This is a genomic window from Salirhabdus salicampi, assembly GCF_024259515.1.
Lineage (GTDB): Bacteria > Bacillota > Bacilli > Bacillales > Alkalibacillaceae > Salirhabdus_A > Salirhabdus_A salicampi.
This window is the reverse complement of sequence record NZ_JANBWE010000005.1, coordinates 1-24773: the sequence shown is the minus strand read 5'-3', so window position 1 is coordinate 24773 and position 24773 is coordinate 1. Positions and strand designations below refer to the sequence as shown.

23 protein-coding genes and 1 tRNA gene are annotated in these 24773 nt (G+C 38.4%); 3 read left to right on the top strand and 21 right to left on the bottom strand.

Annotation, left to right across the window (positions count from 1 at the left end; genetic code table 11):
* Window positions 1–6 precede the first annotated feature (6 nt).
* From NLW78_RS13455 to groES, 13 genes are all read right to left on the bottom strand, one after another.
* Complete coding sequence (locus tag NLW78_RS13455) at window positions 7–2193, bottom strand: DUF4129 domain-containing transglutaminase family protein (RefSeq protein WP_254497674.1); 2187 nt, start codon at window positions 2191–2193, stop codon at window positions 7–9.
* Window positions 2193–3455: a DUF58 domain-containing protein gene (locus NLW78_RS13450; RefSeq protein WP_254497673.1), complete on the bottom strand. Its 1263-nt coding sequence runs from the start codon at window positions 3453–3455 to the stop codon at window positions 2193–2195. The genes NLW78_RS13455 and NLW78_RS13450 overlap by 1 nt, the downstream gene beginning before the upstream one ends.
* Window positions 3452–4414, bottom strand: a complete 963-nt coding sequence (locus NLW78_RS13445; protein ID WP_254497672.1) for an AAA family ATPase — start codon at window positions 4412–4414, stop codon at window positions 3452–3454. Before NLW78_RS13445 ends, NLW78_RS13450 begins: the two co-directional genes overlap by 4 nt.
* A gap of 190 nt (window positions 4415–4604) precedes the next feature.
* Window positions 4605–5579 (bottom strand): 5-oxoprolinase subunit C family protein, encoded by a 975-nt coding sequence (locus NLW78_RS13440; protein WP_254497671.1) that lies wholly within the window; start codon window positions 5577–5579, stop codon window positions 4605–4607.
* On the bottom strand, window positions 5579–6346 hold the full coding sequence (locus tag NLW78_RS13435) for a 5-oxoprolinase subunit PxpA (RefSeq protein WP_254497670.1): 768 nt from the start codon (window positions 6344–6346) through the stop codon (window positions 5579–5581). The genes NLW78_RS13440 and NLW78_RS13435 overlap by 1 nt, the downstream gene beginning before the upstream one ends.
* An 18-nt stretch (window positions 6347–6364) precedes the next feature.
* Window positions 6365–7081: a 5-oxoprolinase subunit PxpB gene (gene pxpB / locus NLW78_RS13430; protein WP_254497669.1), complete on the bottom strand. Its 717-nt coding sequence runs from the start codon at window positions 7079–7081 to the stop codon at window positions 6365–6367.
* Between the two features lie 64 nt (window positions 7082–7145).
* Window positions 7146–7763, bottom strand: coding sequence for a pyroglutamyl-peptidase I (gene pcp, locus NLW78_RS13425; RefSeq protein ID WP_254497668.1), 618 nt, complete (start codon window positions 7761–7763; stop codon window positions 7146–7148).
* Between the two features lie 14 nt (window positions 7764–7777).
* The gene (locus tag NLW78_RS13420; protein ID WP_254497667.1) at window positions 7778–7972 is read right to left on the bottom strand and encodes a hypothetical protein; all 195 of its coding nucleotides are present in this window, start codon (window positions 7970–7972) and stop codon (window positions 7778–7780) included.
* Window positions 7965–9383 (bottom strand): sodium:solute symporter family protein, encoded by a 1419-nt coding sequence (locus tag NLW78_RS13415; RefSeq protein ID WP_254497666.1) that lies wholly within the window; start codon window positions 9381–9383, stop codon window positions 7965–7967. The genes NLW78_RS13420 and NLW78_RS13415 overlap by 8 nt, the downstream gene beginning before the upstream one ends.
* 13 nt (window positions 9384–9396) lie before the next feature.
* Complete coding sequence (locus NLW78_RS13410; RefSeq protein ID WP_254497665.1) at window positions 9397–10173, bottom strand: IclR family transcriptional regulator; 777 nt, start codon at window positions 10171–10173, stop codon at window positions 9397–9399.
* A 224-nt stretch (window positions 10174–10397) separates the two neighbouring features.
* Entirely contained in the window at window positions 10398–12086 is a 1689-nt protein-coding gene (gene betA, locus NLW78_RS13405) for a choline dehydrogenase (RefSeq protein WP_254497664.1), read from the bottom strand.
* A gap of 1044 nt (window positions 12087–13130) precedes the next feature.
* Window positions 13131–14771 (bottom strand): chaperonin GroEL, encoded by a 1641-nt coding sequence (gene groL / locus NLW78_RS13400; protein WP_254497663.1) that lies wholly within the window; start codon window positions 14769–14771, stop codon window positions 13131–13133.
* A 64-nt stretch (window positions 14772–14835) separates the two neighbouring features.
* Window positions 14836–15120 carry a co-chaperone GroES gene (groES, locus tag NLW78_RS13395; RefSeq protein WP_254497662.1) on the bottom strand — a complete coding sequence of 95 codons (285 nt, stop codon included), beginning with the start codon at window positions 15118–15120 and terminating at the stop codon, window positions 14836–14838.
* A 270-nt stretch (window positions 15121–15390) separates the two neighbouring features.
* On the opposite strand from groES, the gene NLW78_RS13390 reads away from it, so the two are divergent.
* Both NLW78_RS13390 and NLW78_RS13385 read left to right on the top strand, forming a co-directional pair.
* Window positions 15391–16104, top strand: coding sequence for a CPBP family intramembrane glutamic endopeptidase (locus NLW78_RS13390; protein ID WP_254497661.1), 714 nt, complete (start codon window positions 15391–15393; stop codon window positions 16102–16104).
* Window positions 16105–16110: 6 nt separating this feature from the next.
* Window positions 16111–16317: a YdiK family protein gene (locus tag NLW78_RS13385; protein ID WP_254497660.1), complete on the top strand. Its 207-nt coding sequence runs from the start codon at window positions 16111–16113 to the stop codon at window positions 16315–16317.
* 28 nt (window positions 16318–16345) lie between these two features.
* On the opposite strand, the gene NLW78_RS13380 is transcribed toward NLW78_RS13385, so the two are convergent.
* Complete coding sequence (locus NLW78_RS13380; RefSeq protein WP_254497659.1) at window positions 16346–17755, bottom strand: MDR family MFS transporter; 1410 nt, start codon at window positions 17753–17755, stop codon at window positions 16346–16348.
* A 109-nt stretch (window positions 17756–17864) separates the two neighbouring features.
* Window positions 17865–18524: a redox-sensing transcriptional repressor Rex gene (locus tag NLW78_RS13375; protein WP_254497658.1), complete on the bottom strand. Its 660-nt coding sequence runs from the start codon at window positions 18522–18524 to the stop codon at window positions 17865–17867.
* 136 nt (window positions 18525–18660) lie between these two features.
* On the opposite strand from NLW78_RS13375, the gene NLW78_RS13370 reads away from it, so the two are divergent.
* Complete coding sequence (locus NLW78_RS13370) at window positions 18661–20613, top strand: ATP-binding cassette domain-containing protein (RefSeq protein WP_254497657.1); 1953 nt, start codon at window positions 18661–18663, stop codon at window positions 20611–20613.
* A 317-nt stretch (window positions 20614–20930) separates the two neighbouring features.
* On the opposite strand, the gene tsaD is transcribed toward NLW78_RS13370, so the two are convergent.
* The 6 genes from tsaD to NLW78_RS13340 form a co-directional block, all read right to left on the bottom strand.
* A complete protein-coding gene (tsaD, locus tag NLW78_RS13365; protein ID WP_254497656.1) occupies window positions 20931–21968 on the bottom strand; it encodes a tRNA (adenosine(37)-N6)-threonylcarbamoyltransferase complex transferase subunit TsaD in 1038 nt (345 codons plus the stop codon).
* Window positions 21965–22411 carry a ribosomal protein S18-alanine N-acetyltransferase gene (rimI, locus tag NLW78_RS13360; RefSeq protein WP_254497655.1) on the bottom strand — a complete coding sequence of 149 codons (447 nt, stop codon included), beginning with the start codon at window positions 22409–22411 and terminating at the stop codon, window positions 21965–21967. The genes tsaD and rimI overlap by 4 nt, the downstream gene beginning before the upstream one ends.
* Window positions 22408–23106, bottom strand: coding sequence for a tRNA (adenosine(37)-N6)-threonylcarbamoyltransferase complex dimerization subunit type 1 TsaB (gene tsaB / locus NLW78_RS13355; RefSeq protein ID WP_254497654.1), 699 nt, complete (start codon window positions 23104–23106; stop codon window positions 22408–22410). The genes rimI and tsaB overlap by 4 nt, the downstream gene beginning before the upstream one ends.
* Complete coding sequence (gene tsaE / locus NLW78_RS13350) at window positions 23103–23561, bottom strand: tRNA (adenosine(37)-N6)-threonylcarbamoyltransferase complex ATPase subunit type 1 TsaE (RefSeq protein ID WP_254497653.1); 459 nt, start codon at window positions 23559–23561, stop codon at window positions 23103–23105. Before tsaE ends, tsaB begins: the two co-directional genes overlap by 4 nt.
* Window positions 23562–23571: 10 nt before the next feature.
* Window positions 23572–24537 (bottom strand): thiamine-phosphate kinase, encoded by a 966-nt coding sequence (thiL, locus tag NLW78_RS13345; protein WP_254497652.1) that lies wholly within the window; start codon window positions 24535–24537, stop codon window positions 23572–23574.
* A 111-nt stretch (window positions 24538–24648) separates the two neighbouring features.
* Window positions 24649–24725 (bottom strand) — tRNA-Asp (locus tag NLW78_RS13340).
* Between the last annotated feature and the right edge of the window lie 48 nt (window positions 24726–24773).

Sequence of the window (24773 nt, the reverse complement as noted above, 5' to 3'; positions counted from 1 at the left end):
AGGTGGTCAAGACATTACCCGAATAACCATTTGTTCCCATAAATCCTTCATTTTTTTCCACTGACCTTCATCCTGCTCATTTCGGTAGACAATTCGTTCATATTCATGTGTTAATCTTTGCATTTCGATCGTTCCCAAGGTTTGGTCAATTTGACGCGCATACTCCCGCAACGTTTGACCGTTGTTTTTCTTCATCCCTTTATGGGAAAGCAGAGCTAGAAGGAATCGATAGGCCTTTCGATAGGACTGTATATCCTCTTTTTTTCGATACTTTCGTACATTATACCATGCTAGCCACTTATACCTGTTTAAATATAAGATAATAGATAGAACGAGTAACACAGAACCTACGATCGCAATTGTTTTTACTGCCTTTTCTGATAAAAATGAACCGGAATCATTTTGATCATCTTGTCCCGCGGGCCCCGCCTCTTCTTGTTCAGGTTTTTTTTCCTCTTCTTCCTCTTCGTTGTTATCATCATCATTATTCAAAATATCATCTATTGAACGACCAGAACTAAAGTTTGCCTCGTTAATGAAGCCTCTAGTTGGTTCAAATGGTACCCAACCAATTTCAGGGAAGTACACTTCAACCCAGGAATGGGCATTAGCATTTTGTATCTCATATAAATATTTTTCGCCGATTGGCGTCTCTACTAAATTTTGTTCGACTCTTTCTCCTGCCGTAAATCCCTTTACCCAACGAGCCGGGATATCTAACGTCCTCAACATCACAACCATGGAAGACGAAAAGTTATCACAATAACCTTTTAATGATTCAAATAAAAACTGATCGACATAGTCCTCGTCTTCGGTTGGAACCGGAACATCCTTTGTGGTGTAGCTATACCTTGATCCTAAATATCTTTCGATTGATTTTGCAATGTCGTATCGATTATCTTCTCCATCGGAAATATCTAGCGCCAATTCCCTCACTCTATCAGGGAGGTCATCTGGCAGTTGGGTAAACTGTTCTTTTATTTCTCTCGGGTCTGTTTCAGGTGCACTTCGGAGAGCATTAAATGTAAAGTTCGGTTGTTCAAAACGTACTGTATAACTATTCAACGGTAATAAAATTTCTCCTGTGTCAGGGCTGTACTGGAAGTAGTTTGCACTCATTCCCGGCCCTAAATCAATCCCCGTCAAACCATATGGATACACTACTTTTGGCAATTCCTGTCCTTCTTCAAAAGTAATGGAAGCTGTTTTTGAATCCGTATCAACGTTATTCGTAAACGTCCTCATATCAATGTTCCCATCTCTTCGTTGGGAATAATCCGTATCACTCCGAACCCAGCCCTTACCGGTATATACGTCTTTTGTTTCAATTCTCCAATATTGGTCTTCTTCGGCATAGGCATAAAAAACAACCGTTTCGTCTTGAATGAAGGCCCCACCTAGTTGTGTATCATCTTCTCCATAACCTATTTTCTTCACACCTGGTCCAGGTCCTGTACCTGATACACTTTCGGCCGTACTTTTTAGAAATGGGACAGGGTCTGGCCAAATTGGTTCATACTTTGGTGTTGCAAAACCTACCAGGCTGGAAAATAAGACAACAAAAAGTAATGGCAACATCCACGCTGCATACTTGCCTTTTGGTAACCGGTGAATATGTTCCCTTTGTAAAACGCTGTAAATATTACTTACACCTAATACGATGATTGCGATGATAAATGAACGAATAATCGCATATGTTCCATCAAACATGGTAAACGTGTCAATAACGGTTAAATAAATAAAAGTTAGCAAAATGAAAAAGAACGTTTTTTTCGCAACGATAAACCAGTAATAAAGTAAATAACTCATTAGCCACAGTAAAATAAGGAATAATAATGTGCGAAACATTGGTGTCATACTCCACCATTGTTGTGAGAAAAGCGCACTAACATTGTGCTGTATTTCTAAAGACAATGTTTGAAACCAATACGGGGAAAGAGGTACTGCAGCAAAATATAAACCGTTTAGTAAGAAGAATAACCCGAATAATTTTAGCGGCGTACTAATCCACCAACGAAGCCGTAAAAAGGATATAAAGAAACAAAAAGCGGCATAAAAAACGAAGATGCCAATATTACTCGTGTCTGTAAATTCTGTTAACGGTTTAAGCCATTCTAAAAATAGCAAGAAACTACATAAGTAGATGATAATATTGATAAACAACTGGTCATATCCTAAACTTTTGAAACGCATTATGCGTTCACCTCAATACTTTTGTTCAACAGTTTATTTTCAGTTACTAGATTTACGACAATTCCATTAGACGTTAAAAATTTAAACCATTTTTGTTCCTCATCTGTAATGGATTTTTTCGGTTTTACGACAAACACGATGATTCGCGGGCAACGTTGTTTTAACTGACTAAGGATTAAAAACAATTCCTCCGTAACGGTAGAAGTGACGCTTAGAAGAATAAATCCTTGCGGCATCCTGCCCACTTCCGCCTTCAACAGTTCCGCATAATTGCCTTCACTCGGTCTTAATTTTGTTAAATGGTGCCGTATTTTTTCTTGGCTTAATGAGTTGTGCTGGACTTGAAAAGTGTATCTACGGGCACCTAATGAAGTAAATACAAGTTGAGATGCTTCTTTTCGCAATTCATTCACAAGAGCGAACGTAGTTTCGATAGCCCCCTCAAAAGTGAGCCAATTAAATGGCTGCTTATACGTTGTATCTAATGTGATAAGCATGTCATGACTTTTCTCCTGCTCAAACTCTTTTGTCATCATTTCATTTTTGCGTGCACTCGCTTTCCAGTCAATCCAGGAAACGCGGTCCCCCGGCGCATATTCACGTACACCTGAGACAACTGTCGTATTATTAACGAGTCGGTTAAAAGAAGGTGCAACCCCTTCCTCAAAGCTTTGTGCTTCCTTATGAATAGAAATATTACGCTCAACGGGATATGCTGTCATATTCGTATGCACAGCAAAACACTTTTCCTTTCTTACTAACCCGATTAAATCCCCAATTTTCACTTGTACTTGTTCAAACCGGTGTTCTCCCCTCGGAATATACTCTATCCCATATTCGAAGGAGAACTCTTTACGAAACAGAGGAAAGATGATTCTTTTCGCACCTTTTTTTTCAAACAAAACACCGGGAGTAAGCATATACTTAAATTTATGTTCTCTCGTATCCTTCCAAAAGAGGGTCTCCGGAATAATGTCTTCCAAAACACAATAATACAAAGGGAAAAATCCACTTCTCTTTACTGTTACTTTTATCATAGTCGTGCTCCCCGCTTCTACAAACCTGCGAGAGATTTTGCGTTCCACACGAATTCGTGAAAGGGGGTAAACGAGTATCGAAAAACTGTACAGTAATACGGGAAGAAAACTAAAGAACAGAAACCAGCTTACGAATCCCCCTTGAAACATCGCATATGAAAAAAGCGATGCGAGGGCTACTACTACCCCTATCGTTTTAAGCGTGTATGAAAACCATTTTTTCATTCTGATCCCCTATCCATCGGTACATTTGTATAGGTAATCACTTCATTAATAATTGCCTTTTCCCCTTTAGCTTCGAATTTCCCTTCAGAAGTTAAAATAATTCGATGAGCTAACACGAATGGAGCCAAATATTTCACATCATCAGGAATCACGTAGTCCCGGTCATGTAACAACGCATAAGCTTTTGCAGCCTTCATCAAAGCTATTGAACCCCTTGGACTAGCCCCCAAATAGACCTTTTCGTGCCTTCTTGTCCCATTCACGATATTGACAATATAACGTTGTACTTCAGGACTAATGTATATTTCCGCTACCTCTTCCTGTAACTGTACGAGCTCTTCTTTAGTCATTACAGCTTCAACCGTATCGACAGGATGATTATTGGAAATACGGTTTAACATTTCCATCTCCTCATGCGGCGTTGGATAACCCATATTTAACTTTAATAAGAAACGATCAAGTTGAGCTTCTGGTAGTGGATATGTTCCTTCGTATTCAATAGGGTTTTGTGTTGCCATAACAAAAAACGGCTTTTTCAAAGGTACAGGTGTACCGTCAACCGTTATGTTGCTTTCTTCCATACCCTCCAGCAAGGCAGATTGAGTTTTCGGAGACGTTCTATTAATTTCGTCCGCCAATACAACATTTCCCAGAATTGGCCCTGGACGGAACTCGAACTTTAATTCCTGGGGATTATAAATGGAAACCCCCGTTACGTCTGATGGTAGAAGATCAGGTGTAAATTGAATTCTTTTAAAATCACAGTCTACTGATTTAGCTAATGTACGAACCAGCATCGTTTTTCCAACTCCAGGGACATCTTCTAACAGGACGTGCCCTTTCGCTAATAATGCTACGATACTGAGAGTCGCTACTTCATCTTTTCCGATAATTACTTTTTGAATATTGTTTAATAATTTGCCGGCCTTCTCATGAAAAACTATTGTTTGCTGCACCATTAATTGAGACGCCTCCTAAAATCTAAATTTTCTGCAAAAGTACTACTATAAATATACTATAATCATACAACTTAAACAAAGTTATTACATTATTTTACTATTAGTTCTAAGACGTGTTTTTTACGTTAGACGCATACGAATTGCGTTGGTTACAAATGAAAACCTGCCTTTCCAGAGGAATGGCAGGTTTTCAGTATTTCATCACTTCAGATCCGATTGTTATTTTCTTTAAGAATCTATGCCTATTTCGATAAAGCTTGTGTGCCTCCTCAAGAGTGATTGGTGAGAAGGTAATCTTCTTCCCAGGAGAAGCCTGTGCTAGTAAAGGAAGGTCGTAGGATATGACCGTTCCTATTCTTGTATATCCACCAGTAGTTTGACGATCTGCCATTAAAATGATTGGCTTACCATCAGCTGGAATTTGAATACCTCCGAAAGGGGTCGCATCTGATATAATGTCTGCTCGATGTTTATGTGTTATAGGCGGTCCCTCTAATCGATAGCCCATTCGATTTGATTGGGATGATACGGTATACGTTTTCGAATAAAAAGTCTCAATTCCCTCTTCTGTAAATTGTTCTTCATGTGGTCCCGGTATCACTCTAACGTTCACATGTTCAGGAAAGAGAGAGGGAATATGCTTTTGGCTTAACCATTTAGTTCGAATATTCCTTTGCATCTCTGTTGCTGAAGAATAGCCTAATAATAGATCTCCTTTTTTTAACGGTCGACCTTCGTATCCACCAAATCCAATACTCATATTTGTCGAACGACTTCCCATTACTTTCGGTACATTAAATCCGCCGACTACACTAATATAAGCCCTAGCTCCATTTTCAGGATTACCAAAGGACAAGCATTGCCCTTTTTTTACGAATACTGTTTTCCACATCATTATACTATCACCGTCCAATGCAGGTGATAGATCTCCACCACAGATGGCAATTTTCATATCGCGTAACGCTTCCATTGCAGGCCCGATCAATGTCGCTTCAATAACTGCATCATTAGGTTTGTTTCCTACTAAAATATTGGCTACCTGGGCTGAAAATGTATCCATAACTCCTGAAGGGTTAACCCCAAACTTTTGATATCCATAACGCCCTAAATCTTGGATTGTAGTTTGGAGTCCTGGTTTCACTACTCTAAATAGAGGGGCACCCATTAAGCGCCACTCCAGTTATTCTCGATAATAACGTTATGTTCTTCTAATGTTTGTTTTAATTGCATAACAAATTGTAATGCTTTCGGTCCATCCCCATGGACACAAATTGTATTTGCTTCAACGGCTACTTGTTCTCCGTTTACCGCCGTTACTTTCCCTTCTGTAACCATTTTGATCACTTGCATAGCTGCTTCCTCACTATCATGAATCATTGCATTTGGCATCGTCCTCGGGGTCAATGTTCCATCAGGTTGATAGGTACGATCAGCAAATACTTCTGAAGCAACCTTTACCCCTCTATCCTTTCCAGCCTTCATCAATTGGCTGTTAGGCAAGGCGAAAAGAACTAGGTTTGGATTTACTTGTTTGACTGCTTCTGCTACCGCTTCAGCCACTTCCTTATTTTTTGCTGCTAGATTGTATAGTGCTCCATGTGGTTTCACATGGTTCACAGAAACATTATGAATGCTTGCTACCGCTTGTAGAGCACCTATTTGGTAGACAACTAGATTAAAAATTTCATTCGGTGGTACATTCATTTCCCGTCTACCAAACCCATGCAAATCTAAAAAGCCCGGATGAGCACCGATGCTAACACCGTATTTTTTCGCCAATTGCACTGTATGGTTCATGACGTTATGATCTCCTGCATGAAAACCACAGGCAACATTTGCTGATGAGACATATTGTAAAACCTCTTCATCATTGCCTAGTTTAAAAATTCCGTAGCTTTCGCCTAAATCACAATTTAAATCGACTTTTGTCATCAGTATCACTTCCAATAATTATTTATAATATGTTTTGACTTCATATTGGTTTCGATAAACGAGATTTTCAATTTCTATATATTCTTTTTCACTAACCGGTAAAAATTTAATATAATTCCCCGACTTTAAAAAAGTAGGAGGCATTTTGTTCATATTAATCAACTGCAGTGGTGTTCGCCCGATAATTCTCCAACCAGATGGTACAGAAACAGGATAAATACCTGTTTGCTTTCCTCCGATGCCGACAGAACCACTTGCCACTTTTGGTCGTGGATTCTCTAGTCTTGGTACGGACACATTTTCGGATAAGCCGCCTAAATACGGAAAACCAGGCACAAATCCCATCATAAAAATTAAATACTCCTTATTGGCATGTTCATCAATGACTTCATCTATTGTAATGTTGTGATAATCCGCCACAAACTGTAAGTCTGGACCATAATCATTTCCATACAAGACAGGAATTTCAAAAACAGTTGGACGTACACTTTGGACTAGTGATGGTTTTTCATACATCGTTTCTACTAATTGTACAAGGTTACGATATTCTATTAAATTTGGATTATAGTAAATCGCCACCGTATTATACGTCGGAATACATTCAATAATTCCAGGGACATTTTCACCTTCAATCTTTTGAATAAACGCTTGAAGCTGATGATTTACTTCTTCTCGAATATCGGATGAAAATTGAATTCGAATGGCAACATCCCCGATTGGTTTAATCGTTAGCACAGTTCATCACCTACAATTTGAAAAGAATACCAAGTATAGTTGCTTGGTATTCTTTTCGTAAATGCTATTTTATACATGTTCGAATAATAACTTCTAATCCTTTTATCATTGTTTCCATTGGTAATGTAGGTAGCGTAGGCTTCTCAATCCCCATCTCTGTACTAGCAGGGAAATGTACAAAACCCGCTTTTACCTTTAACTTATTCGTTTGGATATAGTGTAAAACTCCATATAACGTATTGTTACAAATATAAGTTCCTGCAGTGTTAGAAATAAATGCCGGGATTGCCTCCTGTTGAAGTTGTTCGACAATCTGCCGATTTGGAATAGTTGAAAACAGTCCATCTGGGCCGTTCTTCACTACTGGGACATCAACAGGTTTAGTTCCCTTATTATCTGGAATCGGATCCTCTGCCATTGTATCCTTCACATTAATTCCAATTCGTTCAGGGGTGATTGCTGTTCGTCCTGCAAATAAACCACAGGATATAACAATGTCTGGGTTCACTTTTTCGATTTTTTTCGTGATCTTTTCTACACATTCATCATAGTTTACAGGTAATAAAACTGTCTTTACGTCAACCCCTTCAAACTCGACTTCTGCTATTTTTTCAACAAGTTGTTGTGTAGGGTTAATGTTCATCTCGCCAAAAGGTTCAAAACCGGAAACTAGTACTTTCAAGACTTCATAATCCCTCACTTCCTGTTTTTAAATATAATAATTGGGAGTACCACAACCATACCTATTGACCCAACAATGGAGTATATGAATAATAGATACATTGTTTCAGCAGGAATAGTTAAACTTGCTTCCTGATTTGTTGTCGCCAAGATGTAAAAGATTGTATATATGACTACTGCTAGAATTGTTCCTTTTACTACTTTAGGCACTGTACTCCCCCCTTTTTGTTAAATCGATCTGTTCGTTTTTTGATAAATAAGAGATGCCGATAATCGTTGATACGGAAATTATTAATGCAGTTAAGTTCGCGACTGGTCCTAAGTCAAGGACTAGCATTGTTCCACCAATACTAATACTTAAAATCATCGACCAAAAGGCACCATTTGAACTTGTACCTTTCCAAACGAGGCCAAGGTACAACGGGAAAATCAGAGCAATATTTACAGCACTATTTAATACGAGTAACCCGAGTATACTACTAAAGCCTAAGGCACCAGCAATACTGAAAACCCCAAGAACAATTTGTAATAAGAAGCTCACATATAAGTTTTGCTTTTTCGTTAACGGTTTCTTTCTTACCTTTTTAATTATGTCAAACTGAAGAATCGATGCAATATTATTGACCGTGGCATCACCAGAAGAAAATACTAGCGCCATACCACCTAGGAGGAATAGAACAGCCGCCCAGTTAGGAAACAGTTCCATAACAAACCGTGTAGCTGATTCACTAGGTGCTACTTCCGGCATGAGCATAAATGCTGCCATACCAATCAATCCTGCACCAACAGCAAACGGTGCCCATACGGGACCGAACCACCAAATGGCCTTTTCCGCCGACTTCGAATCTTTAGCTGAGAAAATTCGTTGCCAAATAACAGGTGATGCAATAGTTAATGCTGTTAGCGCTAAGAAGAAATCGACCATTTGTAATGGTCCCCACGCTAATGCATTTAAGTTTTGTTCTGGTATTTGAGTTACAAATCCGGAGAATCCTGTATTTTGAATTGTTAAGATTAACGCTACCATAATAGATAGTCCTGCTAAAACTAACTGGTAAACGTGAGTCCATACGACCCCTTCAAATCCACCTAAAGCAGTATAAATTACGAGTACTGCGCCACCAATAATGGTAGCTGTACTAATTTTGATATTTAAGAGTGAAGCTAGAACAATTCCAATCGCCATAACGACAGAAATTAAATATAAAATATTTGATATTAATACGATAATAAGTGAAGCAACCCTCGATTTTTCATCATAGCGCTTTCCTACATATTCTACAATTGTTACGCCATGTGGCATTGCTTCCCGAATTTTCGCTACGATATTTACAGGCCATACGAAGAACAATATTGGTAAAGCCACACCTAAAGCATACCAAATAGGACCAGAAATACCGTTCGTAAATCCACTTTCAGCAGCGGCCAGTAACGTATAGTTACTTGCCCAAGCAGCTACTAAGGTTGCCAACAAACGGCCAAAACCAAAAGAACGTTGACCAATAAACTGGCTTTCTAACGTAACTCCTTCTTTTCTGTTATTTCGAATAAAGTTAATAAGCCCCCATCCAATTAATAAACAGAAATAAATTCCTACCACTATTGCTACATCTGTTCGCAATATCATTTCCCCCTTATTGATGATGATTTGTATAAAAACCCAATTGGGCTGATACCTTATTTGCTGTATTCTTACCGGCTTGAACAATTGCTTTAATATTTTCGTTTGTAAAACGGTGACTTGGACCAGCAATACTTAAACCTGCAATAACCTCTCCTGTATAGTCACGAATCGGTACACCTACTGCTGATGATTCATTCTCTAACTCACTATGACTCACGGTGAATCCTAGTTTTCGAGTTTCATAAATTTTGTCATATAGCTTTTCGGGGTCGGTGATGGTGCCACTACCTATCGGGTGAAGAGTAATCCGATGAACATAATCGTTTAATTCATCTTCTTTTAAAAAAGATAGTAGTACCCGTGGACAAGCTCCTGCATATAAGGGTGCACTCCGCCCCACTTGCGTATAGACTCTTACAGGTTGATTCGTGTCTACTTTTTCTATGTAAATCGCCTTATCTTGGTCTCTAATGATAAGGTTTACCGATTCATTTACTTGATCTTTTAACTGCTGCATATAAGGAAGAGCAATTTTTCGAATCTCGAGCTGGTTTTTTACCATTTGACCATATTGCAAAAAAGCTAGTCCTAACTGGTATGTTTGTTTTGATTGATTTCTGTTCCTTTGCAATAACCCTTTATGTTCGAGCGTTCGGACAACCCGATGAAGTGTGCTTTTCGGTAGTTCCGACTTACATTCCAATTCCTTTAATGTTAATTCTGGGCTTTGTTTAAATAACTCTAACACTTCTATACTTTTTAAGACCGTTTTATTGAAATAGTCCATATATCCCCCCAGATTATCCTGTCTCGTTATTCGAGACGAAATGCCATTATTTGAAACTATACTTTCATGTTACCAAAGTTTCAGAAAATTTTCTATGTTAAAATCGGTTACATAGTTGGGTTGCATTACGAAAAAGAAGGTTAAATAACAAAAAAAAGAGAAGGCACTCTATCCGAAATGTTTGCTTTAACATTTAGAAAGAGACCTTCTCTATGAATCATGATTTAGTTACTTTTTACTGTGCCTGCATCGGCTGGATGTTTTCCATGTTGATAGAATTCGATATCAATAGGATCTAACGGTTTACGTCCAAGAATTAAGTCCGCAGCTTTTTCCGCTAACATTAACACTGGTGCATGGATATTTCCGTTCGTAACATATGGCATGGCAGACGCATCAACCACTCGTACATTGTCAAGCCCATGAACCTTCATTGTTTCTGGATCTACAACAGCCATAGGGTCTGAAGCTGGTCCCATTTTTGCCGTACATGATGGGTGAAGTGCAGTTTCCGCATCTTTCGCCACCCAGTCCAAAATCTCCTGATCTGTTTGAACGGAAGGGCCAGGTGAAATTTCTCCCGAATTATATGGTGCCATAGCTGGCTGGGACATGATTTCACGTGTAATTTTTACCGCTTCAATCCACTCACGTCGATCCTGTTCGGTTGAAAGGTAATTGTAGACCATACTTGGATGCTCTTTAGGATTTGTCGAACGAATCTTTAATGAACCTCGAGCATCAGAGTACATAGGTCCTACGTGTACCTGGAATCCGTGCTTCGTATCCGCTTTTTGTCCATCATAACGTACGGCTACCGGAAGGAAGTGGAACATTAAGTTAGGGTATTTGACTTCTTCGTTCGAACGAACAAAACCTCCACCTTCAAAATGGTTCGTTGCTGCTGGACCTTTCCGTCCGAGCAACCACTGCAAACCGATCCAAGGCATCTTCGCTTTATTTAAGTTAGGTTGCTCGGAAACCGGTAATGGACAAGAGTATTGGATGTAAGCTTCAAGGTGATCCTGAAGGTTTTCACCTACACCCGGAAGATCAACTACTGGTTTAATGCCAAGTGAACTCAAGTGTTCAGCATCACCGACACCTGACAATTGGAGTAGTTGCGGCGTGTTAATTGCACCGCCGGCTAGTACAACTTCACCTGCAGCGACATATTGATCCTTCCCGTCTCGTCTGTATTTCACTCCATTTGCTCGTGTACCATTAAAATCAATACCTGTAACAAAAGCACGAGTTTTCACAGTCAGGTTTTTCCGCTTCATAGCTGGACGCAGGTATGCACGTGAAGCTGACATTCTTCTACCTTTATACACATGCTTATCAAACGGTCCAAATCCCTCTTGTCTAAAACCGTTCACATCAGGAGTTCGGGAATAGCCCGCCTCGACAGCTGCCTCAAAAAATGCTTGGAATAAAGGATTCGTAGCTGGGCCGCGCTCCAACTTGACAGGGCCATCGTGGCCACGGAATTCATCATCTGGATCGGCAGCTAAGGCATTTTCCAATCGTTTGAAATACGGGAGACAGTGCGCAAAGCTCCACGATTCCATACCCGGATCTGCCCCCCAACGTTCATAATCCAATGGATTACCACGTTGATAGATCATACCATTGATTGAGCTTGAACCTCCGAGCACCTTTCCCCGGGCATGCTTGACACGTCGTCCTTTCATATGTGGTTCCGGGTCAGATTTATATCTCCAGTCGTATAAGCGTTTCCCTGCAGGGAACGGCAAAGCTGCTGGCATTTGGATTAATAGATCCCACGCATAATCACTCCGTCCAGCCTCTAAAACAAGGACAGTGTGTTTTCCATCTGCACTTAAGCGGTCACCGAGTACTGAACCCGCACTACCGCCACCTATAATTACGTAATCATATTTTTCGCTCATATTACAGACCTCCTAAGATGTTGAAAATTGAATGCAGTCATCAAACTTATATATAAAGCATTCATTAAATTTATTTTAAGTAATTGAAACTAAATAATAGTTTGATAGTTTATTATGTTTTGTTTCGATGCATCTTCCAATCTTGATTTGTTTAACTCCCCCTCAAGACTGAATGTTTATCTTACCATTGGTATTCACAAAAAAATCGTTGATATTGCTCCGTTCGTTAACTTCGTTAAATTTTTATTTAACATTTTAAACATTTTTAACAGTTTTAAATATATCACAGCGTATTTTTTTTGTAAACCGGTGCCTGTATTCTTTCCCAATTTTTTATTCATTACAGAAAGGAATGGCTGCACCAGTAATCAACAAGGGGAATAATGAAAGATTGATTGTCAATTACGCAGATGAATTGTTCGATTAAATGTGGTGGTAAATCTTACTCGGTTGATGAATCAAATTAACATTTAAGAGGAGAATACTGCAGAAGTCACATAGCCAAATTAGGGGATATAAATGACCGAATGGACATGCAATGGCCATCTATTTATAAGTAATAGAAGAAATTATATACAATATAAGGCTTCCCATAAGTCCAATGAACTTATGGGAAGCCTCCGTTAACATCCTTAATGTTAGCAATTGTTTTGGCTAAATAACCTATAAATCAACATAGGATTTAGCAACAAATCAATAGACCAAAAAGGATCAGATTAAATCTGATCCTTTTCTGAATAATAGTCTTCTTCAACTAACGCCCTTTTTATTTAAGTAGTAATGTTACCCAATGTAGAATTTCTTTTTGGTCATTAAACCATATGGTTTTAACAAGTGTATAAAAATTATTATACATTAGCGGTTTCGTATGCTAAAAGAGGTGCTAAAGCAGATAATAAAATACTATTCTTTTCTTATAAACGTTGATATAACAACGAAAAAAAGGAGGTGCGAATTAGTAAACTAATTGCACCTCCAAAAGCTATGTTATTTCGTTTTTTCTCCCTCTCAATGAACCCGTTCATAATAAGGGTGTAGCGGCTATTACATCATGCCGCCCATTCCACCCATGCCGCCCATGCCGCCCATGTCTGGCGCACCAGCGTTGTCGTCTTCTTCAGGAAGATCTGCAACTACAGCTTCAGTAGTTAGGAACATTGCTGCTACAGATGCTGCGTTTTGAAGTGCAGAACGTGTAACTTTTGTAGGGTCAACGATACCTTTTTCGATCATGTTTACCCACTCGCCGTTTGCAGCGTTAAAGCCAACACCTACATCTTCTTTCTTCAGACGCTCAACAATTACAGAACCTTCAAGACCAGCGTTGTGAGCGATTTGACGCACTGGCTCTTCTAGAGCACGAAGTACGATGTTAACACCAGTTTGCTCATCGCCTTCCGCTGTAATTCCATTTACTTTATTGTAAATGTTCACAAGAGCCGTTCCACCACCAGACACAATTCCTTCTTCTACTGCAGCGCGGGTAGAGTTTAACGCATCTTCAATACGAAGTTTACGCTCTTTTAGCTCAGTTTCAGTAGCCGCACCAACCTTAATGACTGCTACTCCACCTGCAAGTTTTGCTAGACGCTCTTGTAATTTTTCTTTATCAAAGTCAGAAGTTGTTTCTTCTAACTGTGTACGAATTTGGCTTACACGTGCAGAGATTTGGTCTGCTTCTCCAGCACCTTCAACGATTGTCGTATTTTCTTTTGTTACAACAACTTTAGATGCGCGACCTAGTTGCTCAATTGATGCACCCTTCAGGTCAAGACCAAGATCTTCTGTAATGACTTGACCACCAGTTAGTGTTGCAATGTCTTCAAGCATTGCTTTACGGCGGTCACCGAAGCCTGGAGCCTTTACAGCTACAGCATTGAACGTTCCACGTAGTTTGTTCACAACCAATGTTGCAAGAGCTTCCCCTTCAACATCTTCAGCAATAATTAAGATTGGTTTACCTTGTTGTACTACTTGTTCTAGTACTGGTAGTACTTCTTGAATATTAGAAATCTTCTTATCTGTAATTAAAATATATGGATCTTCTAGCTCAGCTTCCATTTTGTCTTGGTCGGTAACCATGTATGGAGATGCATAACCACGGTCAAACTGCATACCTTCTACAACTTCTAGCTCAGTGTTAAATCCTTTAGATTCTTCAATTGTAATAACACCATCGTTACCAACACGCTCCATTGCTTCAGCAATTAGTTGACCTACTTCTTCATCAGCCGCAGAAATAGCTGCTACTTGTGCAATAGAATCTTTACCTTCGATAGGTTTAGAGATACTACGTAATTCTTCAGTAGCTACACCTACAGCCTTTTCAATACCGCGGCGTACCCCTACAGGGTTTGCACCAGAAGCTACGTTTTTCAAACCTTCACGAATCATTGCTTGTGCAAGAACTGTTGCAGTCGTAGTACCGTCACCAGCAACATCGTTTGTTTTAGATGCAACTTCAGATACAAGTTGAGCACCCATGTTTTCGAAATGGTTCTCTAACTCGATTTCTTTCGCAATTGTTACACCATCGTTCGTAATAAGTGGTGAACCAAATTTCTTCTCCAATACTACGTTACGTCCTTTAGGACCTAATGTAACTTTTACCGCATTAGCTAATGTATCTACACCACGAAGCATCGCACGGCGAGCTTCTTCGCTAAATTTAATTTCCTTAGCCATGAATGTAACCTCCCTAATAATATTTAATGTTTATGATATAACTATCTACTCTTCTAAGATGAGATTAGCCTACAATCGCTAAAATATCATTTTCACGAAGAATTAAGTATTCTTTACCATCATATTTCACTTCTGTACCTGCATATTTGGAGTATACGACACGGTCGCCTTCTGATACTTCAAGAGCAACCTTTTCTCCATTATCTGTTATGCGCCCTGTTCCAACCGCAACGACTTTGCCCTCCTGTGGCTTTTCCTTCGCGGAGTCAGGAAGTACAATACCGCTTGAAGTTTTTTCCTCTTGCTCTACAACTTCGATGACAACTCGATCACCTAGTGGTTTTAACATACGGACACCCTCCTCAAAATATTTAATATTAAATTTTGTTTATTAGCACTCATCAACAACGAGTGCTAATACCAATTATTATAATAATGAAATCACGTTCATTTTGCAAGTATTATCCATTATTTTTTTTCGTACAAGTTTTACTATATAATGGAACGAGATAATACCCGAATTATTCTTTCCCTTTTATAATATGATTAAACACATATAATCTTAAAAGGAATAATAAAATAGGAGATTAGATTACATTTTGTAAAGGAGTCGTCCCAATTGCCGAAAAGATATTGGTATGTTATTTTAACTTATGTTCTAGCTCAATTCTCCATCATCATTGGTGCACCTTTATTACAAGCTTTAGGTGCCCCTGACAGACTATCAGCAGCAGTATGGTGGAACTTATTTAGTTTTTCAACAGCCTTCATTATTTTGTTACTTTTATTAAAACCTGACATGAGACAAGTTAACGAACGTAACGCAAGTGTTGGTTATGTTTTGAAATGGTCACTTCTCGGAATTGTCATGGCCTTCTTTACGCAATATTTCGTTGCCTTATTTGAAATTTATGTATTAAATATTGATGCTGCGTCAGAAAACACAATAGGTATGATGGAAATTGCACGACAAAGTCCAATTTTCCTTATTGTTTTAGCATTGCTTGCTCCCATATTAGAAGAGCTCGTATTCCGAAAAGTTATTTTTGGAAGTATATATAAAAGGACAAATAGCTTTCTCATCGCTGCGGTCATTTCAGCTTTAATATTCGGAGTACTACATGGTGAGTTCGAACATTTATTACGCTACGCTTCAATGGGAATTGTGTTTGCGTATCTTTATGTAAAGACAAAGCGAATTATTGTTCCAATTGTTGCTCATATGTCTATGAATGGACTAGTTGCTATAGTTCAGTACAATTTATCACCTGAAGATATTGAAAAAATGAGACAACAACTGGAGCAGCTTCAAACTATTTTTATTGGAGGATAATTTCATATGCGTGCATCACCATTGTTTATGGCTGCAATCTATTTCTTTATGGGAGTTGTATTCACTTATATCGCTATCCAAAGTGCGGACGAAACGGTATGGAACTTCACTACAATCGTCCTGACCATTGTAGCAACTTTCGATTTTGCAGTTGGCATTAAACTCGTTAACATACACTTTCGCTTAAAAAATGCGAATAACAAAAAAGAATAGCTTATAAAAAAAGAAACCGAAGGATTTATCATTCGGTTTCTTTTTTCTCTTGTTCTACTGTTCCCTTTAATAGGAATCCAGCAGGGACTGCTAACAATATAACTACTGCGGAAACGATAAAAGCTTCATTAATAGCCTGCAAACTTGCTTCTTCCATCGTTTTATTCTGTAATATTATATAACCACGTCTTAGTTCATAATAAATGGCAAAAAATACAATTCCAAACGAGGATGTAATTTGGCGTAATACGTTATTCATAGCTGATCCTTGTGCTACAAGCTTTTCGGGGATGGAGTTCATGCCTGCTGTCGTCGCAGGCATATTACCTAATCCCATCCCAACTCCACGAATACAATTTAACAACAAAATGTACCAATAAGAGCTCGTTAAATCGACAAATCCTAAAGCTAATGTTGCTATACCCATGATCACTAAACCAGGGGGCACAACTGCACGTGGCCCTTTTAAATCTAATAGTTTTCCCCCTACCGTCATGAACACACCACTTAAAAGTGCAGCAGGTAAAAAGAGTAGCCCAGTCATCGTTAAGCTGAGCCCATACACTTGTTGTATTAATAAAGGTAATAAAAACAAGCCAGAAAATAAACCGATGGAAGCAGCAGATGTGACGATAATTGACATACGATATGTTCGTACTTTAAAGACACGTAATTCTAACAATGGTTGAGGTTGCTTTAATTCATAGAACACGAACGAAATTACAAATAGAATACCAATTACAATTAATGCTATATTACTTGGTGCTGTAATAAGTTCCAAGGTTGACCCTCTGCTTAAGGCAAACAAAATTGATCCTACACCTATCGTCACAAGAATAAAGCCTATGTAATCGAATTTCAGTTCCGGCTTTGCAGGTGTCGGCTTTAAATACTTAGTCGAAAATAACACCCCTACAAGGGCAAACGGAATATTAAATGCAAATAAAAATTGCCATGCGAAAAATTCAGTAATCAATCCTCCAATTGTAGGACCGATTGCGGGAGCAACCATAGCCGCAATACCATAAATGCCAACAGCTAGTCCTCTCTCATTACGAGGGAATGCATGAAAAATGAGCGCCATCGCATTAGGCATCATTAACCCACCAGCAATACCCTGGATAGCACGGGACATGATAATAAAGCTTAAAGATTGAGATAATGCTCCTAGAGTAGAACCAATCATAAATAACATTAACCCATAAATATAAACTTTCTTTTTCCCGAATCGATCACCTACATAGCCAGTAATCGGCATGGTAATCCCCATAGCAACCATGAAGATCGTTAATACCCATCCAACAGAAACTGCATCAGCATTAAATAAATCCATAAAGTAAGGTAAAACAGGATTTAACATACTATTATTTAAAATGACGGTAAACGTCCCAAACAAAACCGATATGACAACTAGCCATTTCGCCGGTATTTTACTCACGGCATTTCCCCCAATTCATGTTCAATGAAATTGCTTCGATACCCGAACTAAATACTACTATAACATAAGATTAATTCACGACGTAAAAAAAAGGCTTACCGCCTTTTTTTTATTCTGCTTCATTATTTTCATACAGTGGATAATGCTTTAAAAAATAGACGAGCGCTTGTAATTCAACTGATAAATCAATGTGGTGAACACGCACATGTTCACGCACTGTAATTCTTGCTGGAGTAAAATTTAATATCCCTTGAATACCAGCTTTCACAAGTCTGTCAGCTATCGGTTGTGCCGCCTGTGCTGGCACAGTTAAAATAGCAACAGATATATCCTCACCAATTTTTTCTTCCAATTGATTAATGTGATATACAGGTACACCACCAATGTTTGTCTCTACTTTTTCAGGTGTAGTATCAAAGGCTATTTCGATCTTTGTATTATTATTTTTTGTAAAGTTGTAGTTAAGAAAGGCTGTCCCTAAGTTTCCTACGCCAATTAACGTTACCTTCGTTACTTCATCTTGACTTAATGTTTCTCGGAAAAACGTTAATAAATGATCCACATTATACCCATATCCTTTTTTCCCTAGTGCTCCGAAGTAGGAAAAATCTCTACGTATCGTAGCAGAATCTACTTTTACCGCTTCACTTAATTCTTTAGAGGATACTCTCGTTTTTCCTTGGTTATATAAATTGTTTATAAAACGATAATATAGTGGTAAACGCTTTGCAGTTGCCTGAGGGATTTTCGTATGTTCAATATTATTCATCTACTGGCTCCTCCTCCTTAACAATCAACAACCTGATATCTATATATGTTAAGTTGCATTGCCGACCATTTATTGCGGAATTCTTCCTTTATTGTATCTTATAAGGTACACTTATTCACGTTGGGGTGAAAATTTTATGATTTTAATGCAATTAAACAATATAAAAAAATATTTTGGTGCTGACCTTATTTTATCGAATATTAAATTAGAAGTACACAGCCGTGATCGATTAGCCATAGTTGGCCGCAATGGTGCAGGAAAATCTACGTTGTTGAAAATTATGTCTGATCAGATGAATTATGATGGTGGCGAAATCTATAAACCGAAAGACGTAACAATAGGGTATCTAGCCCAACATACAGGGCTAGAGTCAAATGCAACAATGTGGGAAGAGTTAGAGTCGATCTTTGCCCACCTGAAGAAAATGGAACAAAAATTACGTAACATGGAATTAAAAATGGCCGATTCATCCTATATGGAAAATGAGGATAAGTATAATCAATTACTAGCTGCCTATGATGAGCTTCAGGATAAGTTCAAACGTGAAGGCGGCTTCCAATATGAAGCAGAGATTAAAAACGTATTAAATGGGTTACAATTTCAAGATTATGATGTTCAAACACCTATTCAAACATTAAGCGGTGGACAAAAAACACGACTTGCCCTTGGTAAGTTACTCCTATCAAAGCCTGATGTTCTAATTTTGGACGAGCCTACAAATCACTTAGATATTGAAACATTACATTGGCTCGAACAATACATTCAAAATTATCCAGGTGCAGTTGTTATTGTCTCCCACGATCGTTATTTTCTTGATAAAACGGTTAACATTGTTTATGAAATCGCGTTTCAAACATCGAAAAAGTATTACGGTAACTACAGTAATTATTTAACATTGAAGGCTGAAGAATACGAACGTCATTTAAAACAGTACGAAAAGCAACAAGCCGAAGTAAAACAGCTTGAGGAATTTATTCAAAAAAATATTGCACGTGATTCGACTTCAAAACGGGCTCAGAGCCGACGCAAACAACTTGAGAAAATGGAGCTTATGGACAGACCTAAACTGGATGATAAATCAGCAAAGTTTTCCTTTTCTGTTGAACGACAAAGTGGAAATGACGTATTAAAAGTCAGGGATTTATCTTTCCATTATCCAAATGAAGAACATCCTATTTTTCAACACGTTGATCTCAACATTAATAAAGGGGATTGTATTGCCCTAATCGGACCAAACGGTGTAGGAAAATCGACAATTCTTAAGACTATTGTTGGAATGTTGAAGCCTAGTGGTGGTCATATTCAGCATGGTACGAATGTTCAAATTGGGTACTATGATCAAGAGCAAACCGAGTTAACGGGTAACAAAACCGTATTACATGAACTTTGGGACGATTACCCAAATAAACCTGAGAAAGAAATTCGAACACTTTTAGGGAACTTCTTATTTTCTGGTGATGACGTACTTAAACCTATATCCACGTTAAGTGGTGGCGAAAAAGCCAGAGTTGTTCTTGCGAAATTAATGTTGAAACATGCAAATTTCTTGATCATGGATGAACCTACAAACCATTTGGACCTTGATAGTAAAGAGGTATTAGAGTCTGCACTAATTGACTTTCCAGGGACAATACTGTTTGTATCCCACGATCGTTACTTTATTAATCGATTAGCTACGACTGTTGTGGAAATGTTACCTACTGGTACGGAAACTTTTTTAGGGGATTATGATTACTATGCTAATAAAAAGCAAGAAGAAAAAGAACGTCAGTTATTAATAGAAGCCGAGCAAAGAACAACTAACGAAAAAGAGAAGCCTGATGGAAAAAATCAGTATCAAATTAATAAAGAACAGCAACGGGAATTGCGGAAGTTAAAGAGAAAAATTGAAACCTTAGAAGAAGAGATTGAACAGTTAGAAGCTCAAATTGAGGCAAACGGAGAAAAGATGAGTTCTCCTGACATTGCTAGTGACGCTAATCGATTAGGTGAAATTGCGAAAGAAAATGATGAGCTAGATTTGAAGCTTGAAAAAAGCTTAGAACAGTGGAGTGCAATACAAGAACAAATAGAAGATCTAGAAAGATAAATCAAAAGCCCTCCTATATAGGAGGGCTTTTTCATATTTATCCACAAAGAAATCCACATATTAACCCTTATAATTTTGGGTTTTTTTAGTGTTATTCACATTATCCACAGGAATAACATCCCTTATCCACAGGTTTTGTGCACAAGTACTAGAGTTGGTATGACAATAATTTAAAATCTTATCCACATTTTTATGATTATATTGTGAATAACTATTTTACCTTTCTGTATCCCTTCTCATTATCCGTAACATTATGCAGTTAAACATCTTTTTACCTTTCAACCAAAAACGACACTGTAATCAGTGCCGTTTTTCCCCTATTTTGATCTCTTAGCATACTTTTCTAAGCTGAGTGATGGATTAGCATTTAGCTCCCATCCTGCATAGTGTCCTTGTTCAAAGGCAACACTTGCAGCTGCCCCTATCATTGCTGCGTTATCAGTACATAACGATAATGGCGGAATAACGAGTTGGACATCTGTGTTAGTAAATTCGTTTTGCAATCTGTTTCGTAAACCTTTGTTTGCCGCAACACCACCAGCAACTAGAAGTTGTTTTACATTATGCTTTCGAGCGGCTTTTACTGTTTTCGAAACAAGTACATCTAAAACACTATCCTGGAAGCTCGCAGCAATATCCTGTTGAGCATAAGTAATCCCTTTTTGTTTGCCATTATGTAATGTATTTAATACTGCTGTTTTTAACCCACTAAAACTAAAATCAAAAGAATCTGGCTCCAACCATGCCCTTGGAAAATCAATATTTGCTTCTCCTTCATGGGCTAAACGATCGATATGAGGCCCTCCCGGGTAGGGTAAGCCTAACGTTTTCGCAACTTTATCATAGGCTTCACCTGCAGCGTCATCCCGGGTTTCCCCAATAATCTCAAAATTCCCATGCTCTCGCATTAAAATGAGTTCTGTATGTCCACCTGATACAACTAAGGACAGAAGGGGAAACTGAAATTCTTCAATCAAACGATTGGCATAAATATGGCCTGCGATATGATGGATACCAATCAAAGGCTTTTGATGTGCAAAAGCTATTGCCTTTGCCGCATTTACCCCTATGAGCAAAGCTCCTACCAGACCTGGGCCCTCTGTTACAGCAACAGCATCAATATCATCCATCGATAGTTGGGCATCCATTAGTGCCTCTTCTAGCGTAATTGTAATCTGTTCAATGTGGTGGCGTGATGCAATTTCAGGTACAACACCACCAAACCGTTTATGGCTTTCTACTTGGGAAGCTACTTGATTCGTTACCATTTCCCGTCCATTTTTAATAATCGCAACAGCTGTTTCATCACAACTTGTTTCTATTGCTAATATATACTGGTTTTTATCGTTTATCATAATTTCACCCACATTACTAAAGCATCTTCATTATTGTCTTGATAATAATTTTTTCGTATACCGGCTGGTTGTAATCCAAATTTCCGATACATCTTTTGGGCTCGAACATTCGATACCCTTACTTCAAGAGATAGTAGCTCAACACCTTGATTTCTAGCCTGTACAAGTACGTACTGAAAGAGTTTCTCTCCTAAACCTTTTCCTCTATAGTTAGGTAATATCGCAATATTTGTTATTTGTGCATTATCAATCACAATCCATAATCCACAGTACCCAACAATTTTCCCACGAAACTCCATGACATAGTAGGATGCGTACATATTGTTGGCAATTTCTTTTTCAAATGCTTGCTTCGTCCATGGGGAGCTGAAAGACAAACGCTCTATTTCAATCACCTCAGCAATGTCTTCCCACCTCATATGACGAATATTCACTTCGCTCATCCTTTTCCCTCATTATCCTTTAACCATTTCGCTTCTGCTTCAGGTAGCCGTAAATAGTTTGGTGCAAATGTATGTATATTTTCACCGTCTCGGTTTGCCCCTATGATTCCTAGTAATGATGCTTTAGGAGTATTCTGGACATCTAAAGGAAAAACAGAATCCGAACCTAATATTGAGGAAATCGTATCTTTATGAATGGAAAGGTGTTGACTTATGAACAACACTTTTCTTTCTTCATGCTTCAACTTCTCAAGCCATTCTGTCATTAATATGTTTTGTTCTCCTAATTTAAGCTGTAATGTATGTCCGTCACTTTCATATAAGCCTGTATAGACTAAACCTCTACGGGCATCAAAGAAAGGACAAATAAGTCCATCATATAAACAGCCATTATATGCTGCAACTTCTAAACTTGATACGCCTACAAGTGGAATTTGTAGTGACCATGCCATTGTTTTGGCTGTTGTAACGCCGATCCTTACACCGGTATAAGACCCAGGACCTTTGGCAACAACAATTTTGTCCAACTCCTTAGGTTTTATGTTTGCTTCCTCCATTGTCCGATGTATCGCAGGCATGAGTCGAACGGAATGATTCTTCTTTATATTTGTCGTAAATTCAGCTATGATTTCATTATCACGTAAAACTGCGACACTCATAACTTGATTTGATGTATCAATTGCTAGTATGTTCATTTTGTTAACTCCTTGCAAATGGTTTGAAACCGACTACCGACTGGTTCTAATGTTATCTTTCTTTGCGCTTCCCCATCATACTCAATCATAACTTTCAAATAGTCACGTGGCAAAAATTCACTTACATTTTGTGGCCACTCTACTACCGTAATCCCATCACTATGAAAATATTCATCAAAGCCAATGTCTTCTACACCATCTTCAAGGCGATACGCATCCATATGATATAAAGGAAGGGAACCTTCATATTCCTTAACAATGGTGAAGGTTGGGCTGTTCACTGTTCTCTTTATGTTTAAGGCCTTCGCTAAACCTTTTGTAAATGTTGTTTTTCCTGCCCCAATATTACCTTCTAATGTAATAACGTCGCCTTCTTTTAACAATCGTCCGAGCTTTTGTGCAAACTGAATTGTTTCATCCGGATTATTTGTTTTCATACTACATGTGCTTTCCATCATATCACCTTTACTTCTTTATATGTGTATAACCTGTTTTTTGTAGTTGTAACTGTTCATCTGCGTCATATAAATACACAACGGGGTCTCTTTTTGACCTCGTTTCAACATAGCCAATTTTACTTACATTTATATTTGCCTTCTTTGCTGCCTGTAAAACATCTTGCCAATCAGCTTGTGCAACTGTACCAATTAACTCGAAGTCTTCTCCGCCGGATAGTACGAACCTTTTCTGCATATTTTTCGGAAGTGCCTTTATATCACCTGTTATTGGTAATTTGTTGTAATCAATATGCATATCAACGTTAGATGCCTCTGCTATTTCATTTGCTTCATTAGCAATACCGTCACTTACATCATTTAAACATAGCCGATTAATTGAAAGCATTTTTAGGGAGAATTCTACACGAGGTGTTGGCAGGCGATGACGATTTATAAAGTATTCGTCTCTCCTGTTTTCATGCATAAGTAAATGAAGACCAAATGCAGAATCACCTAGGCTGCCTGTCACAAATATGATATCCCCTGCCTTTGCATTATGTCGATATCGCTCTTTCCCGTTCTGCACATAACCCATTACTGTTATAGAAATAACAAGTTGTTCTCCTGACACAGTATCTCCACCTATTAGGTCCATATGATAACGGTTAGCCAAAGTATTCATACCTGTGTATAAATCATGTAGTTGTTCTTCAGTCCACGTTTTCGGAATCACGAGAGAAACTAAGTAATATGCTGGTCTACTTCCCATAGCGGCAAGATCACTAATATTAGCTGCAAGAGCACGATAGCCAATATGATAAGGCTCCATCGTATCCAACCGAAAGTGTACACCCTCAACCATTGTATCAACAGACGTTACGACTGATTCATAATTCGGTTGAAACACAGCCGCGTCATCACCAATTCCCTTTTGAAGTGTGGATTGATAATAAGTAGATGGAGTTACTGATTTTATAAATGAAAATTCATCCATGTTGTTCACCCTATTATGGTTAATATCGTTAATCATTTCCTGAGTATTGAAAAAACCTTAGGAGAGTCTCCTAAGGTTTGATTATATCATATTCATCGTATGTTTATGTAATGGCGGTCCGGACGGGACTCGAACCCGCGACCTCCTGCGTGACAGGCAGGCATTCTAACCAACTGAACTACCGGACCATTGGTTGCGGGGGTAGGATTTGAACCTACGACCTTCGGGTTATGAGC